The sequence below is a fragment of the Mesorhizobium sp. HAY1-8B genome, from assembly GCF_056868045.1.
Genome location: NZ_CP200321.1, coordinates 5528947 through 5541998, shown reverse-complemented (window position 1 = coordinate 5541998; position 13052 = coordinate 5528947). Strand labels below are relative to the sequence as shown.

The 13052-nt window shown below is 63.8% G+C and carries 14 protein-coding genes; 10 read left to right on the top strand and 4 right to left on the bottom strand.

What is annotated here, in order from left to right; all coding sequences use genetic code 11:
• Nucleotides 1-2: 2 nt before the first annotated feature.
• The 3 genes from AC1VON_RS26595 to AC1VON_RS26585 all read left to right on the top strand — a co-directional run bounded on the left by AC1VON_RS26595 (nt 3) and on the right by AC1VON_RS26585 (nt 2590).
• The gene (locus AC1VON_RS26595) at nt 3-758 is read left to right on the top strand and encodes a pyridoxamine 5'-phosphate oxidase family protein (RefSeq protein ID WP_172349609.1); all 756 of its coding nucleotides are present in this window, start codon (nt 3-5) and stop codon (nt 756-758) included.
• Nucleotides 759-796: 38 nt separating this feature from the next.
• Entirely contained in the window at nt 797-1249 is a 453-nt protein-coding gene (locus AC1VON_RS26590; protein ID WP_483125404.1) for a GNAT family N-acetyltransferase, read from the top strand.
• A 171-nt stretch (nt 1250-1420) separates the two neighbouring features.
• Nucleotides 1421-2590, top strand: a complete 1170-nt coding sequence (locus AC1VON_RS26585) for an aminotransferase-like domain-containing protein (protein WP_483126384.1) — start codon at nt 1421-1423, stop codon at nt 2588-2590.
• 178 nt (nt 2591-2768) lie between these two features.
• Here AC1VON_RS26585 and AC1VON_RS26580 read toward each other — a convergent pair whose 3' ends face one another.
• The 3 genes from AC1VON_RS26580 to AC1VON_RS26570 all read right to left on the bottom strand — a co-directional run bounded on the left by AC1VON_RS26580 (nt 2769) and on the right by AC1VON_RS26570 (nt 4815).
• Nucleotides 2769-3371 (bottom strand): general stress protein, encoded by a 603-nt coding sequence (locus AC1VON_RS26580; RefSeq protein WP_172349611.1) that lies wholly within the window; start codon nt 3369-3371, stop codon nt 2769-2771.
• A 25-nt stretch (nt 3372-3396) separates the two neighbouring features.
• The gene (locus AC1VON_RS26575; protein WP_483125403.1) at nt 3397-4146 is read right to left on the bottom strand and encodes a DUF4142 domain-containing protein; all 750 of its coding nucleotides are present in this window, start codon (nt 4144-4146) and stop codon (nt 3397-3399) included.
• Nucleotides 4147-4356: 210 nt separating this feature from the next.
• Nucleotides 4357-4815, bottom strand: coding sequence for a hypothetical protein (locus AC1VON_RS26570; protein WP_483125402.1), 459 nt, complete (start codon nt 4813-4815; stop codon nt 4357-4359).
• A 360-nt stretch (nt 4816-5175) separates the two neighbouring features.
• On the opposite strand from AC1VON_RS26570, the gene AC1VON_RS26565 reads away from it, so the two are divergent.
• The 6 genes from AC1VON_RS26565 (at nt 5176) to AC1VON_RS26540 (ending at nt 10459) form a co-directional block, all read left to right on the top strand.
• Nucleotides 5176-6135, top strand: a complete 960-nt coding sequence (locus AC1VON_RS26565; RefSeq protein ID WP_483125401.1) for an AraC family transcriptional regulator — start codon at nt 5176-5178, stop codon at nt 6133-6135.
• Between the two features lie 293 nt (nt 6136-6428).
• Nucleotides 6429-7145 carry an outer membrane protein gene (locus tag AC1VON_RS26560; RefSeq protein WP_483125400.1) on the top strand — a complete coding sequence of 239 codons (717 nt, stop codon included), beginning with the start codon at nt 6429-6431 and terminating at the stop codon, nt 7143-7145.
• Between the two features lie 401 nt (nt 7146-7546).
• Complete coding sequence (locus tag AC1VON_RS26555; RefSeq protein WP_172349615.1) at nt 7547-7975, top strand: VOC family protein; 429 nt, start codon at nt 7547-7549, stop codon at nt 7973-7975.
• A gap of 123 nt (nt 7976-8098) precedes the next feature.
• Complete coding sequence (locus AC1VON_RS26550) at nt 8099-8716, top strand: C39 family peptidase (protein WP_483125399.1); 618 nt, start codon at nt 8099-8101, stop codon at nt 8714-8716.
• A 17-nt stretch (nt 8717-8733) separates the two neighbouring features.
• Nucleotides 8734-9813: a D-alanine--D-alanine ligase family protein gene (locus AC1VON_RS26545; protein ID WP_483125398.1), complete on the top strand. Its 1080-nt coding sequence runs from the start codon at nt 8734-8736 to the stop codon at nt 9811-9813.
• 178 nt (nt 9814-9991) lie between these two features.
• Nucleotides 9992-10459 (top strand): helix-turn-helix transcriptional regulator, encoded by a 468-nt coding sequence (locus tag AC1VON_RS26540; RefSeq protein WP_483125397.1) that lies wholly within the window; start codon nt 9992-9994, stop codon nt 10457-10459.
• Between the two features lie 187 nt (nt 10460-10646).
• Here AC1VON_RS26540 and AC1VON_RS26535 read toward each other — a convergent pair whose 3' ends face one another.
• The gene (locus tag AC1VON_RS26535; RefSeq protein WP_483125396.1) at nt 10647-10859 is read right to left on the bottom strand and encodes a TetR/AcrR family transcriptional regulator; all 213 of its coding nucleotides are present in this window, start codon (nt 10857-10859) and stop codon (nt 10647-10649) included.
• 172 nt (nt 10860-11031) lie between these two features.
• Between AC1VON_RS26535 and AC1VON_RS26530 the strand changes: the two genes are divergently transcribed.
• Complete coding sequence (locus tag AC1VON_RS26530; RefSeq protein WP_483125395.1) at nt 11032-13002, top strand: AI-2E family transporter; 1971 nt, start codon at nt 11032-11034, stop codon at nt 13000-13002.
• The last annotated feature ends 50 nt before the right edge of the window (nt 13003-13052 follow it).

Below are 13052 nucleotides of genomic sequence, written 5' to 3'. Positions count from 1 at the left end.
GCATGGTTGGCAGACAAGAAGTGAGGATGCAAGCCGTGAACGATGTCGCCGCCAGCTTTCCGACCACCAGCCGCAACCGGGTCAAGCGCCTGCACGAGCGCGGCAGCTACGACCATGCGGCCGTTTTCGCGGTGCTGGATGCGGGGCTGCTCTGCCACGTCGCCTATACGTTCGACGGCCAGCCCTATTGCACGCCGACCATTCACTGGCGCGAGGGCGACATGCTCTACTGGCACGGCTCTTCCGCCAGCCGCATGCTGCGCCAGTTGCGCGGGGGCACGCCTGCCTGTCTCACCGTGTCGCATCTCGACGGGCTGGTGCTGGCGCGCACCGGCTTCAACCATTCCGCCAACTACCGCTCGGCCATGTGCTTCGGCACGGCACGGATTGTCGACGAGCCGGAGGAGAAGATGAAGGCGCTGGCCGGCGTCGTCGACCGCTTCTACCCCGGCCGCAGCGAAACCTTGCGGCCGATCTCGGCGCAGGAGGCCAAGGCGACGACGGTGATCGGCATGCGCATAGAGGAAGCGTCGGCGAAAGTGCGCGCCAAGGGTGTCGGCGATGACGAGGAAGATTACGGCCATCCCGTCTGGGCGGGCGTCATCCCGGTGCGGATGGTGATCGGTGCGGACGAGCCGTGCCCGAGGATCCTGCCTGGTATCGAGCGGCCAAAGAATCTGGCTGGTTATGCCGAGGGCGAGAGGCTGGACCGGGCGCTGACGCAGGCGCAGAGAGTGTATGAGGGTGGGCGTAACTAGCGCCTTGCCGCCACCACCGCCTCGCGCTATCCCGGCGCATGATTACCTTCCACAAGGCGCAAGCCTCCGATCTTCCCGCCATCGTCGCCATGCTGGCCGACGATCCGCTGGGCGCTGCCCGTGAGGATGCCTCGTTGCCGCTGGCGCAAGGCTATCTCGACGCCTTCAACGCCATCGACGCCGATCCGAACCAGTTGCTGGCGGTGGCCGTGGATGGCGCGGAGGTGATCGGCACGCTGCAGATCACCTTCCTTGCCGGGCTGTCGCGCAAGGGCGCCTGGCGCGGGCAGATCGAGGCGGTGCGTGTCGCCGGCCATCGCCGCTCGGGTGGCGTCGGCCGGCTGATGTTCGAATGGGCGATCGATCAATGCCGCGCGCGGGGCTGCAGCCTTGTGCAACTGACCACCGACAAGGGGCGGGCGGACGCGCACCGCTTCTATGAAAGCCTCGGCTTCGCAGGCAGCCATATTGGCTACAAGAAGAGCCTTTAGGGCAATTCCGTTTCCGCCCGTGCGGTGACTGGCGTATACCGCAAGGTTGTCAGGCACTATTCAAATCTCCTGGCAAAGCGGATATAGGTCAGCCAAGTTGACCTATATCGGAAACGTCTGGGGAGGCGTGACTTGACCCTTTTGAACCTCTTGGCTTCTCGCTCGTCGCGCATGAAAGCCTCCGAAATCCGCGAGTTGCTGAAGCTGCTCGACCAGCCTGATATCATCTCGTTCGCCGGCGGCATTCCCGATCCGTCGCTGTTTCCGGCCGACGCCATCCGCGATGCCTATGCCGAGGTGCTGGGGGGCGCGGAGGCGGGCGCTGCGCTGCAATACCAGGTCTCGGAAGGCTATCTGCCGCTGCGGCGCTGGATCGCCGGGCAGATGGGCAAGCTGGGCGTCGCCTGCGACGAAGCCAACATCTTCATCACCTCCGGCTCGCAGCAGGCGCTGGACTATCTCGGCAAGCTGTTCCTGTCGCCGGGCGATACCGCGCTGGTGACATGGCCGACCTATCTCGGCGCGCTGCAGGCCTTCAACGCCTATGAGCCGCGCTATGACCGGCTGCGGCCCGAAGGCGGCAACATGACACCGGATGCCTATCGGGCGGCGGCGGCGGCAAATGGCGGCAAGGTCAAATTCGCCTATTTGGTTCCTGATTTCGCCAACCCGACCGGCAACACGCTGGACCGGCAGCAGCGCGAGGCGGTGCTCGACCTTGCCGGCGAACTCGACATCGCCATCATCGAGGACGCCGCCTATCGCGCGCTGCGCTATGACGGCGAGGCCGTGCCGCCGATCCTGGCGCTTGACTGCGCGCGGTCCGGCGGCATCGACAAGGCGCGCACGCTCTATTGCGGTTCGTTCTCGAAAATCCTGTCGCCTGGCATGCGCGTCGGCTGGGTGTGCGCGCCGCGCCATGTGGTCGAGAAGCTGGTGCTGATGAAGCAGGCCTCCGACCTGCACAGCCCGTCGATCAACCAGTTCGTCATGCACCGCGTCGCCGAGGCCGTGTTCGACGGCCAGGTTGAAAAACTCATCGGCGCCTACCGCGAGCGCCGAGACGGACTGCTGGGCGCACTGGAAGCCAATATGCCCAAGGGCGTGACCTGGAGTTGTCCGGAAGGCGGCATGTTCGTCTGGGTGACGCTGCCGGAGGGGGTCGATGCAACCGAACTGCTGGCGCGGTCGGTCAAGGAGGCCCGCGTCGCCTTCGTGCCCGGCAATGCCTTTTATGCCGATGGCACCGGGCGCAACACGCTGCGGCTGTCCTTCACGCTCGCCGACCGCCGCGCGGTGACCGAGGGCATTCCAAGGCTGGCGGCGCTGCTGAAGGGGTAGGCTTGGTTGAGCTTCGCCGCCGAAATGACGATCCGGCAGCGAAGCTTCTGGAGCAGTTCACCGTTTCACGGAAACGGCAAACCGCCTTAACTCTTTGTTTTGACGCAATTCCCCGGGGAAAGCGCTACGCGCTTTTCCCGAAAGAACCGTTTCACACTTTTCCTGGAATTGCTCGAAGTCAGACGCGGTTCACGTCACGAGCTCCGTCGCGTCCGATTTCGTTCGAGCGGTAATTCTCCGCATCGGCGTCAAAGCCGGTCCAACCGTCGGCCTGGTATTCACCGCGCCGCTCTTCCAGGTTCACGGACTTGGCCTGCCCGAGGATCCTTTCAGCCTCGGGCACCAACTGGTCATCAACCTTGGCCGTGACCAATGTGCCCCCACGGCGCACGCCCTCCGCGTAAACGTGTGCATCGGCTTCAGGCACGCCGGAGTCGGTCAGCGCGCCGACGATGCCACCCGCGGCGCCACCAACCACGGCACCTCCCACTGCGCCGACCGCGGTGGCCGCCAACCATCCAGCCGCCACCACCGGGCCGACGCCCGGAATGGCCATGAGGCCAAGTCCAGCCAGCAGCCCGCCGGCTCCGCCGATCGCAGCTCCCAGTCCAGCACCGCCCGCGGCATCATCCGCGGCCTTGGAGCCGTCATTTTCGTGCCGGTTGTCCGCGTTCTTGGCGACGATGCTGATGTCGGAATGCGGAATGCCCGTGGCTTCCAGTTCGCCAACGGCATCGGAAGCGTCGTCATAATTGTCGAATAGTCCGGTTACGGTTTTCATGTTCTTGATCTCCTGGATTTCGGATTCAGTTGGTGCCGGCAACGACGTTGCCCTTGTAGTCCAGCGCGATGGCGGTGTTCTTGCCGTCCTTGCTCGCCTGTCCACGCCAGATGCCCTGGTCGTCCTTGGTCAGCTTCGAAACATCCGAGAAACCGGCATCCTGGATCCGGCTCTTTGCCTGGTCTTCGGTGAAGCTGTTCGCGCCGGAAAGCGGAGGGGTCTGCTCAGGCTTGTCGCCGACCGTAACCTTGGGCGTCTGCGAAGTTGACGACTGGGTGCCCTGGGTCGCCGCGATCTTTTCGATCATCTCCTGGTGCATCTTGAGTGTCGGCAGAGTCTGCCCGGCGAACGTCTTCAGCTCGGCGTTGTCGCCGTCCTTGGCGTAGCTCTCGAACAGCTTCACGGCATCGGTGTGCGCGTCGCGCTGCATCTGGACGTAGGGGCCGTCGATCGGATCCTTGCCGTTCTGCAGGGTGTCGACGTCACTCTTGTGCTTGGCGTCCAGTTCCTTGGGAACCGTCAGCTTCTGCTCGCCGGCGATCGTCTCCAGCTTGGCATTGGCCGCGCCGTGATCGCCGATCATCTTATGCGCAAAATCCTTGACGCTCTGATCCTGCGATCTGGTTTCGGCGATCTTGCTCGAATCCACTTCGAACATTGCACCGTTCGCTGCCTTGTCGACAAAGTCTTGCGCGCTGTCGGCAGCAAAGGCTGGCAGCGCGAAAGCCATAGTTGTGGCTGTGGCCAGTGAGGCCATAAGAAGGCGAGTTTTCATGGTGAAGGTCCTTGTTGATGCACTGATGTGCCGAGGACTTAATCTGCGCCCGAGAGCTTTGTTCCCAGGGATAAGCAATAAAGCGATGTCGCCAATGGCAACAAAGTCATCTCCCTACCTTTGCGACCAGCGAAGGAACTGAAGCGGGGTGGGCTACGCGGAAACCACGTATCGGCGCTCGGCAGGCTTGTGGACCTGGCCACCAGCCCGTTACGCCGGAACGCCGACCAAGAGCTTGATCTTCGAAAGCCTGGCGCGAGCCAGCTTGCGGATCGATTTTTCGAACCCTTCCTTGCCGCTTTCAATGACGAAGACCAATGTCTTGAGGTCCAGCATGAACTCGTCCACCGCCGCTGTGATCTCTTGCGACCTGCCCTTGAAGCGGCGCAGCAAAGCGGTGGCTTCTTCGATGCTGTCGCCGCCGGCGCTATCGACGAGTGCTTCGAGCCTCTGAAAACTGTCCAATTCCATTCCTTCCTGACCGCGCCACAAAACCCGGTCAGCAGTGGAAGGTTCCAGCTCGGAGCGGTCCCGTGAAAATAAATCGCTTCCGCGTTTGAATCGCCGAGGTCCAACCTCTGTCGGCATTCTTTTGGTTTTGTTGGAACCTCTGTGCTCACTAAAGGTTGTCACTGCGTCTGATCCCCCGTCAGACATCTGAAAGCTCAATATCAGCTTTCCAAAGGCCCGCTGGATCCCCCTCCTGGCGGGCTTTTTGTTTGAGGCGCGGCCGGCGGGCCACCCAGTGGCGCGCCGACCGGTGCGGCGGGCTTAGGGGCCGTTATGCGTGATACGGGCTCGGCCACCGCGAGTGTACGCAGGTCGCGCGGCGGAGATGATTCCCGCGCTCCTGTATATTTTCGATTGTCTTGAATTTTCGAACGCGGGATCGACGAATATCGACTGAATTCTTGACCGGGACGGCAATGAAATTGTCGTGCAAGGCACAAATATCGCCAACTCTGGACAAGACGCAAGCAAGTTTCATACGGTGCATTTCCTGGAAGGCGCGGGAAGGGCCGGTTACTTTTGAAAAAGAACGTCTTCTCGTCGATCGATCTGCCGTCGCATCTCGATGATCAAGCACGGTTCGCGCTCTGGCAGGATATCCATGTCGCCGAGATATGGTCGGTCGAATATGCCATCTCGGCCAACCGGCCGTTCGCCGCGGCCATCGAGGCGACGGCGGTCGGGCCGTTGGTGCTGGGGCAGATGGCCGGAACGATCCAGCATGCCAGCCGCAAGGCCCGCAACATCGCCGATGACGGCCGCGACGGCTATCTCCTCCTGATAAACAACGGCGACACAAGGCTGAGCGGCATCCAGGCCGGCCGCGACTACAGCGTCGGCAAAAACGAGGCCGCGCTGGTCTCTGCCTCCGAAGCGCTGGAAATGAGCGGCGGCGACAGCAATGTGTGGGCCAACATCGTCGTCCCGCGCGAGATCCTGGAGAATGCCTTTGCCCGTGTCGAGGACCGGCTGGCACTGACTGTCGCGGCCGACAATGAGGCGCTCGGCATGCTCAGGCGGTATTGCAGGTTCCTGGAGGCGGGCCCGGCCCTGGTCTCGCCCAACCTTGTTACCCATGCCACCGAAACCATCGTCGACCTGATCGGCCTGGTGACCGGCGCCAAGGGCGATCCCGCCGAACTCGCCGGCATGCGCGGCCTGCGCGCGGCGAGGCTGCAGGCCATACTGGACAAGATCCGCGACAATTTCGCCGATCCCGCCATCTCGGCCCAGCAGGTCGCCCAGCAGTTGCGGCTTTCCGTGCGCTATGTCCACGACCTCCTGCAGGAGACCGGGGCGAGCTTCGCCGAGCGCATTCTCGAATTGCGCCTGCAGAGAGCCCACCGCATGCTTGGCGACAGGCGCAACGACCGCATGCGCATCAGTGAGATCGCGCTGCTGAGCGGTTTTTCCGACGTCTCCTATTTCAACCGCTGCTTCCGCCGCCGCTTCGGCTCGACGCCGAGCGGCGCCAGATAGGGCAACTCCAAGAAGCATGAAACGGGCTTTCCCTTGGGAATAGCGCCAAAACAAGGAGTTGGGGCGGTTCGCCGTCGTCGTGAGACGGTGAACCGCTCTACCGCATCGGGCGATCCGGTTTCATCCGGCCGGTGCGGAACGGCCACACGGGGCGGGAAAGCAGCACGGCGCGTTCGAAGACAAGTCCGGTGCGGTCCAGACCAAGACGCGGGACAGCGAATAATGCAAGACCGCGATGTATCGCCGCGAAGCACTTCCGCCGTGGCGTGCATCTCGGGGACCGCGGACAAGCAATGAAAACGATATTTCTCGCCACAGCCTTCTTTCTCGGGCTCGCCGGCATGGCTTCTGCCGCCGACGCCGGCCCGCCGGTCTCGGCCTCCTACAACTGGTCCGGCGGCTATATCGGCGCGCAGGCCGGATACGGATGGGGGGACGCAAGGGTCGGCCAGACTTTCGCGGCTGACAGTTTTGGCGGCTACGGCTGGGGCTACGGCAGCCTTTCGGGCGGCTTCGGCGGCCTTTATGCCGGCTATATGAAGCAGTTCGACAGCGGCCTGGTCCTCGGCGTCGAGGGCGACTACAACTTCGCAAATCTCAAGGACACGACCGTCTATCAGGCGCTGGGCGTCGACGATCCCGGCTTTGGCGGTGTGCTGGAACTGAGCTCGATCGGGTCCGCCCGCCTGAGGGCTGGCTACGCGATGGATCGGTGGCTTCCGTTCGTCACCGCCGGCGTGGCGATGGCGCACTACAAGCACAGCACCGTCTTCCTTCCGAGCGGAGATACCTATGCCGATGTCGAGGACACCATCGCGGGCTATGCGCTGGGCGCCGGCGCCGAATATGCCGTCAGCGACAATTGGGTGGTCCGGGGCGAATACCGCTTTGCCGACTTCGGCCGCCACACCTCCATACGGCACTCGACCTTCAATGGGGCCGCCGTGAACCCCGATGCGATCGAACTGAAGACGCACGATATCCGGCTCGGCATCGCCTACAAATTCTGAACGGCGTCTCGGCTGATGCCGAATGGTCACACCGGTGCGCCAAGTGCGGCGGCGCACTTCAGGATAATTCACATGCGGTCCAGCCCAAGAACGCGGCACGGCGAACGATGCAGCAGGGGAAGGCCCGTCAGGGCCGGCCGCGGTATCGGCCAATTGATGGTGGTATCGGCCAATTGACGGTCATTTCGCCGGACGCGGGGTCCGGAACACACGGTAACCAACACGAAGTGACGGGGCGGGCCCAGCGCGGCGGACAGTGTCCGGGAATTTACCAGCCGCCGCGCAGGGCCGGCTCAAGGGAAATCCAGCGAAACCAGGCAAGGCATGTCAGCTGACACAGTCGCCCGTATTGACGGCGCCCGGTCCGAATCTACATTCGGAGCCTTGCAAGGAGGATTTGCATGGAAACCCAGGAATTGCATCGCGGCCGGCTCATCGACCATATCCAGCTGGTGGTAAGGGATCTCGCCGCCAGCCGGCGTTTCTACGAGGCGATCCTGCAAGCGCTCGACGTGCCGATCGGCGGGACGGCAACGGATTATTTCTGGTGCGACGAGCTGTTCGTCTCCAGTGCCGACAGCCGCGCCGCGCTGGGACAGCTCACCGGCCGTCATCATCTGGCCTTCCAGGCAAAGGACCACGCGATGGTCGACGCCTTTTACAAGGCCGGGTTGGCGGCCGGCGGCAAGGACAATGGCGCGCCAGGCGAGCGGCCCTATCATCCCGGGTACTACGCCGCCTTCCTGCTCGATCCGGACGGCAACAACATCGAGGCCGTCCATCATGGTCCGCACACGCGCAGTACCGCTTCGGTGAAGATCACCTTCTGAGAGACTGTCTGGACATTCCTCCCTGGCGGCAAGAGCGAATTCGAAACAGTCTCCAAGCGTCGGCTTTTATTTGGTCTCGTATCCTCGTATACGAGATTGGAATGAGCCGCCCCGAGGATTCGCATGAGCCCGTTGCCTGAAGCCGTGCCGTTTTTCAGCCAGTGGGAAACGCCTGACATGACGCTGGCCGTGCTCGCCGATGGCGCCCAGGCCGCGTTGCGGCGGGATCCGCTGTGGCGAGGATCAGGCGCGGACACCCTCGAAGAATACGCGGTCTGGGCCGACAACATCTGCGGCATGGCGTGCCTGAAAATGATCCTGGCGACGCGGGGTGAGATCGTGCCGACGATCGAGCTGGCCAGGCGGTGCACTGGATATGGCGGCTATGTCGTCAAGGAAGGCTCGATCAAGGGCCTGATCTACGCGCCTTTCGTGACCTTCGTGAAGGCGGAATTCGGCCTGGAGGCGCAGGTGATGACCAATGTCGCGACATCGGACATCCCGGCGATCCTCAGGCAGTCGCGCTTCTTCATCGCTTCGGTCAGCAGCTCGATCCGCTGGCCCGAGCGCGAGCCGCCCTCGAAGGGCGGCCATCTGGTGCTGGTGACAGCGGCATCGGACGATGGTTTTCGCTTTCACAACCCATCCGGCCATACCAGCGCCACACAAGAGAACGCAATGTTGGCGCCATATGATTTCGACCGTTTCTTTGCCAATCGCGGCATTGCCGTCGCCATTTGATTTTTTGAGGGGTTTCAATGACCGGGAAGACAAGAGTTGCCATCCTCTATGGCGGGCGCTCGGCCGAGCATGAAGTGTCGCGCCTGTCGGCGGCCAATGTGCTGAAGGCGATCGACCGGACGCGCTATGAAGTGGTCCCGATCGCCATTACCAGGGACGGCAGATGGCTGCTGCAAACGTTGTCCGAGGCTGGCGGCGACGGGGCAGGGGCCGCGGTATCCGAGGACGGTATCGAGGTCGCCCTGTTGCCAGGCGGCAAGGGAAGGCTGGTGGCCGTGCCGCACGGTGGCGCGCAGCACGACCTGCCGCCGGTCGATGTCGTCTTTCCCGTGCTGCACGGGCCGTTCGGCGAGGACGGCTCGGTGCAGGGCTATGCCGAGGTCGCCGATGTCGCCTATGTCGGCTGCGGCATCCTGGCCTCCGCCGTCGCCATGGACAAGGACGTCGCCAAGCGGCTGATGCGCGAGGCGGGGCTTGGCGTTGCCCGCTCCGTGACCGTGCATCGCAACGACAAAGGTTCGTTCCAGGAAATTGCCGGCGCGCTTGGGCTGCCCTTCTTCGCCAAGCCGGCGCGCCAGGGCTCGTCCTTCGGCGTGAGCAAGGTGAATGACAGGGATGGCTTCGAGCAGGCCATCGAAACGGCCTTCCGCTATGACGGCAAGGTGCTGATCGAGGAGTTCGTCGAAGGCCGCGAAATCGAATGTTCGGTGCTGGAGCGGGCCGACGGCTCACTCACGGTGTCGCTGCCCGGCGAGATCATTCCGGCCGGCAAGCATGGCTTCTACACCTATGAGGCCAAGTATCTCGACGCCGACGGCGCGGTGGTCCAGGTGCCCGCCAATGTGCCGGCCGCGGTTGCCGACAGGGCGAAGGAGATGGCCGCGCAGGCTTTCCGGGCGCTTGGCTGCGAGGCCATGGCGCGCGTCGACTTCTTCCTGCGCGCCGACGGTTCGCTGCTGGTCAACGAGGTCAACACGCTGCCGGGCTTCACCGACATTTCGATGTACGCCAAGGCGCTGGCGGCGATAGGCATCGGCTACAGCAAGGTTATCGACGTGCTCATCGAGCACGCGCTGGCAAGGTATGCGGCGCGGTGATCGACTGATACCGTTCGGGAGCAAGCCCCCATCGCGCTTGCTTCCGGCTGGAAGCCGACGGCATTTGCTGTATGTACAGATGATCCTGTACGGTATCATGATTTGTGATCCCGTACGGTAGCAAAATGGCTTTGATTTCATCCCGGCAAGGCATATGCTCCCGCTCGGGAGCAGAATCATGACCGAGACCACACCGTCGCCTGAAAGCGCTGTCGAAATTGCGCGCCGCGCCGTACGATCCGCGCCCGCCGAGCAGGGGGATTTATTCGGGTCGCTGGCGCCGGCCGTCCCGGCTGGCGGCGTTTCGAATAAGCATGATGGGAGCCTTGAGAACCCCCGCGATGCCTCCGGGTCCGTCCGCGCATCGCTGCCGCGGCGGCTTCCGTCGGTCCGCGACGATGACGGGGGCGCCTTGGCGCAATCGGCCTTGCAGGGCAACACCATAACGTCGCCGGCGGATCTCGGCCGGCTGGTTCGCGCGGCCCGCAAGCGGCGAGATTTCTCCCAGCAGCAGTTCGCCGATCTCGCTGGGGTCGGCCGGCGCTTCCTGTCGGAGTTGGAGAACGGCAAGCCGACGCTCGAACTGGGGAAAGTCCTGAAGGTCGCCGGCACTGCCGGCATTGCGCTGTTTGCCAGGGAAGGCTGAACGGACGGGCGCCCGGTTCGACCGAGATGACCTTGACGCCGAAGGGGGCGAGTTCCGACGCCAGCACTTCGGTTGGGCCGCCCACCGCCACTTTGCTGCCTGGTAGGCGCTGAGGCCGGCGTGGCCATCCGCCCGCCGACCGAGGAGATGTTGGCGATATCGCCCGAGCGCTGCGACGGATATGAAGTCAGCAAGGCGTTGCCGAGGTCGGTCTTGATCTCGAGTAGAGCTGGTTGAGCAACTCATCCTTGCTGGCGAAGTCGTTGAAGAGCGTGCCTTCCGAGAGGCCGGCCTCCCTGGCGATCCTGGCCGTGGCCGCGCCGGTTCCAAGCGTCGCCACCAGTTCGGTGGCCGAGGCCAGGATTGCCTGACGTTTTTCTTCGCCGAGGGGGCGTGCCATGTCCAACCCGTTTGAGTGAGTGGTCACTCATTTATTGCGGTGTGCACAAAATGTCAGGCGTGTGGAGCCATTCGGACCGGCGTTCGTTTGGAAGCAGCGCATTGCCGCCGGCCAAGGTTGCACGCCGGCTCAATATATCAGACCATGGCCATTGGCAGGGGAGAGGTACGAGGTGGCGAACAATCGTCCGAATGGAATGGCGCCTCAAGCGCTGGACGACATTCTTGCGGCCGCCGCGCCCCACCCGCGAACCTCGTTGCCCAATGTGGCGACCACCGTCACGACGGTGGCCGCACTCTATTTCGGGCGCGAGGTTTTCCTGCCGATCGCCATTGCACTGCTGCTGACCTTCGCGCTCGCGCCCTTGGTTTCGGCGCTCAAGCGGATCGGCATTCCCCGGATCGCCGCTGTCATCGCCAGTGTGCTGGCCGCTTTCGCGGCACTTGCCCTGTTCAGCTTCGTCGTCGCCACGCAGGTCAGCGAACTGGCGCAGAACATCCCTGTCTATCAGACCAACATCCTGGCCAAGATCCGCTCCCTCAAGGAAACCGGGGTCGGGGGAGGGATCATTTCGAGATTGAGCGGCGTGGTCGAGCGTGTCGGCCAGGAGATCGACAGGCAGGACGCCACGCTGCCGGCCGCCACGCCCGACAAGCCGCCGCGCGAGCCGGTGCCCGTCGAAATCGTCGCGCGCGAAAGGCCGCTCGAAGTCCTGCAGAACATCGTCGGTCCGCTGATCAGCCCGCTCGGATCGGCCGGGCTGATCATTGTCGTCGTCATCTTCATGCTGCTCGAGCGGGAGGATTTGCGCGACCGTTTCATCCGGCTTGTCGGCTATGGCGACCTCCACCGCACCACCGAGGCGCTTCAGGATGCCGGCAAGCGGGTGGGCCGCTACCTGCTCATGCAATTGGTCGTCAACATCGTCTACGCCATACCGATCGCGATCGGGCTGTGGATCCTCGGCATTCCAAATGCGCTGCTGTGGGGCCTGCTCGCACTCGCGCTGCGTTTCGTTCCCTATATCGGTCCGGCCATAGGCATGCTGCTGCCGCTGCTCCTGGCGCTGGCCGTGGCACCCGGCTGGTCGCTCGTCCTGTGGACGGCCGCCCTGTTCGTGGTGATGGAACTGGTCACCGGCAACGTCGTCGAACCCTGGCTTTACGGTTCGCGAACGGGGCTGTCACCGCTGGCGATCATCGTTGCGGCCATCTTCTGGACGTGGCTCTGGGGGCCGCTCGGACTGGTCCTGTCGACGCCGCTCACCGTCTGCCTGGTGGTTCTGGGCAGGCACGTGCCGCAGTTCGAATTCCTCGACGTGCTGTTCGGCAACGAGCCCGTGCTGGAACCTCATGCGCGGCTCTACCAGCGGCTTCTGGCCGGCGATCCGGACGAAGCCACCGATCATGCCGAGGAGATGCTGGAAGAAAAATATCTGGTCGAGTTCTACGACAAGGTCGCCATTCCGGCTCTTCTGCTGGGCGAGCGGGACCGTGTGCGCGGCGTCATGGGTGACCTGCAAAGACGTCAAGTGGCGGCCAGTGCCCTGACGCTGGTGGCCAATCTGGAAGACGACGCGAAAGAGGAAGCGGGCGAGGAGGATGCGCAGGCCGAGGAGACGGGCGAGCCCGGCGACGCGGCCGATGAGGACGCGGCCGACCTGCCAGACGGCACCGGCCTATCGGTGCTTTGCGCCGGCGGGCGAGGCGAGCTCGACGATGCCGCCGCCGCGATGCTGGCGCAGGTGCTGGAAGTCCAGGGCGCGGCCGCGTCGAAGGCGGGCTTTGCCGACATGGAACCCGCCAGCATCCGCCGCCTCGAACTTGAAGCCATCGATACGGTCGTGGTCGGCTTCCTCAACCGCGATTCCGTCAAGCACGCCCGCTTCCTGGTTCGCCGGCTGAAGCGGGCGAAGGCAGCACTTCGGGTGGGCATCGTGTTCTGGTCGGAGACCGGCAACGACGACAAGGAAGCGGCCGCCAGGCTGGCCCAGGACATCAGCGCGGATTTCGTCGCGCATGGCATGGTCGGCGCGGTGACGGGCGCGCTGTCGAAGGAGCCGCCAATTGCGTTGAAGCTCGTCGCCAAACGGCGCCGGCCGCGCGCTGCCCCAAGAAAGGTGGCTGCCGCGGCGACGGCTTAGAGACGAAAGCCGGTTACAGCGAGGGAGTTTGAGTCTGAGTGGGCTCTCCC

Excerpts from the sequence above, each read along its gene's own strand:
- AC1VON_RS26595 (WP_172349609.1), top strand. The coding sequence starts at position 3 with ATGGTTGGCAGACAAGAAGTGAGGATGCAAGCCGTGAACGATGTCGCC.
- AC1VON_RS26590 (WP_483125404.1), top strand. The coding sequence starts at position 797 with ATGATTACCTTCCACAAGGCGCAAGCCTCCGATCTTCCCGCCATCGTC.
- AC1VON_RS26585 (WP_483126384.1), top strand. The coding sequence starts at position 1,421 with ATGAAAGCCTCCGAAATCCGCGAGTTGCTGAAGCTGCTCGACCAGCCT.
- AC1VON_RS26580 (WP_172349611.1), bottom strand. The coding sequence starts at position 3,371 with ATGAAAACCGTAACCGGACTATTCGACAATTATGACGACGCTTCCGAT.
- AC1VON_RS26575 (WP_483125403.1), bottom strand. The coding sequence starts at position 4,146 with ATGAAAACTCGCCTTCTTATGGCCTCACTGGCCACAGCCACAACTATG.
- AC1VON_RS26560 (WP_483125400.1), top strand. The coding sequence starts at position 6,429 with ATGAAAACGATATTTCTCGCCACAGCCTTCTTTCTCGGGCTCGCCGGC.
- AC1VON_RS26555 (WP_172349615.1), top strand. The coding sequence starts at position 7,547 with ATGGAAACCCAGGAATTGCATCGCGGCCGGCTCATCGACCATATCCAG.
- AC1VON_RS26550 (WP_483125399.1), top strand. The coding sequence starts at position 8,099 with ATGAGCCCGTTGCCTGAAGCCGTGCCGTTTTTCAGCCAGTGGGAAACG.
- AC1VON_RS26545 (WP_483125398.1), top strand. The coding sequence starts at position 8,734 with ATGACCGGGAAGACAAGAGTTGCCATCCTCTATGGCGGGCGCTCGGCC.
- AC1VON_RS26540 (WP_483125397.1), top strand. The coding sequence starts at position 9,992 with ATGACCGAGACCACACCGTCGCCTGAAAGCGCTGTCGAAATTGCGCGC.
- AC1VON_RS26535 (WP_483125396.1), bottom strand. The coding sequence starts at position 10,859 with ATGGCACGCCCCCTCGGCGAAGAAAAACGTCAGGCAATCCTGGCCTCG.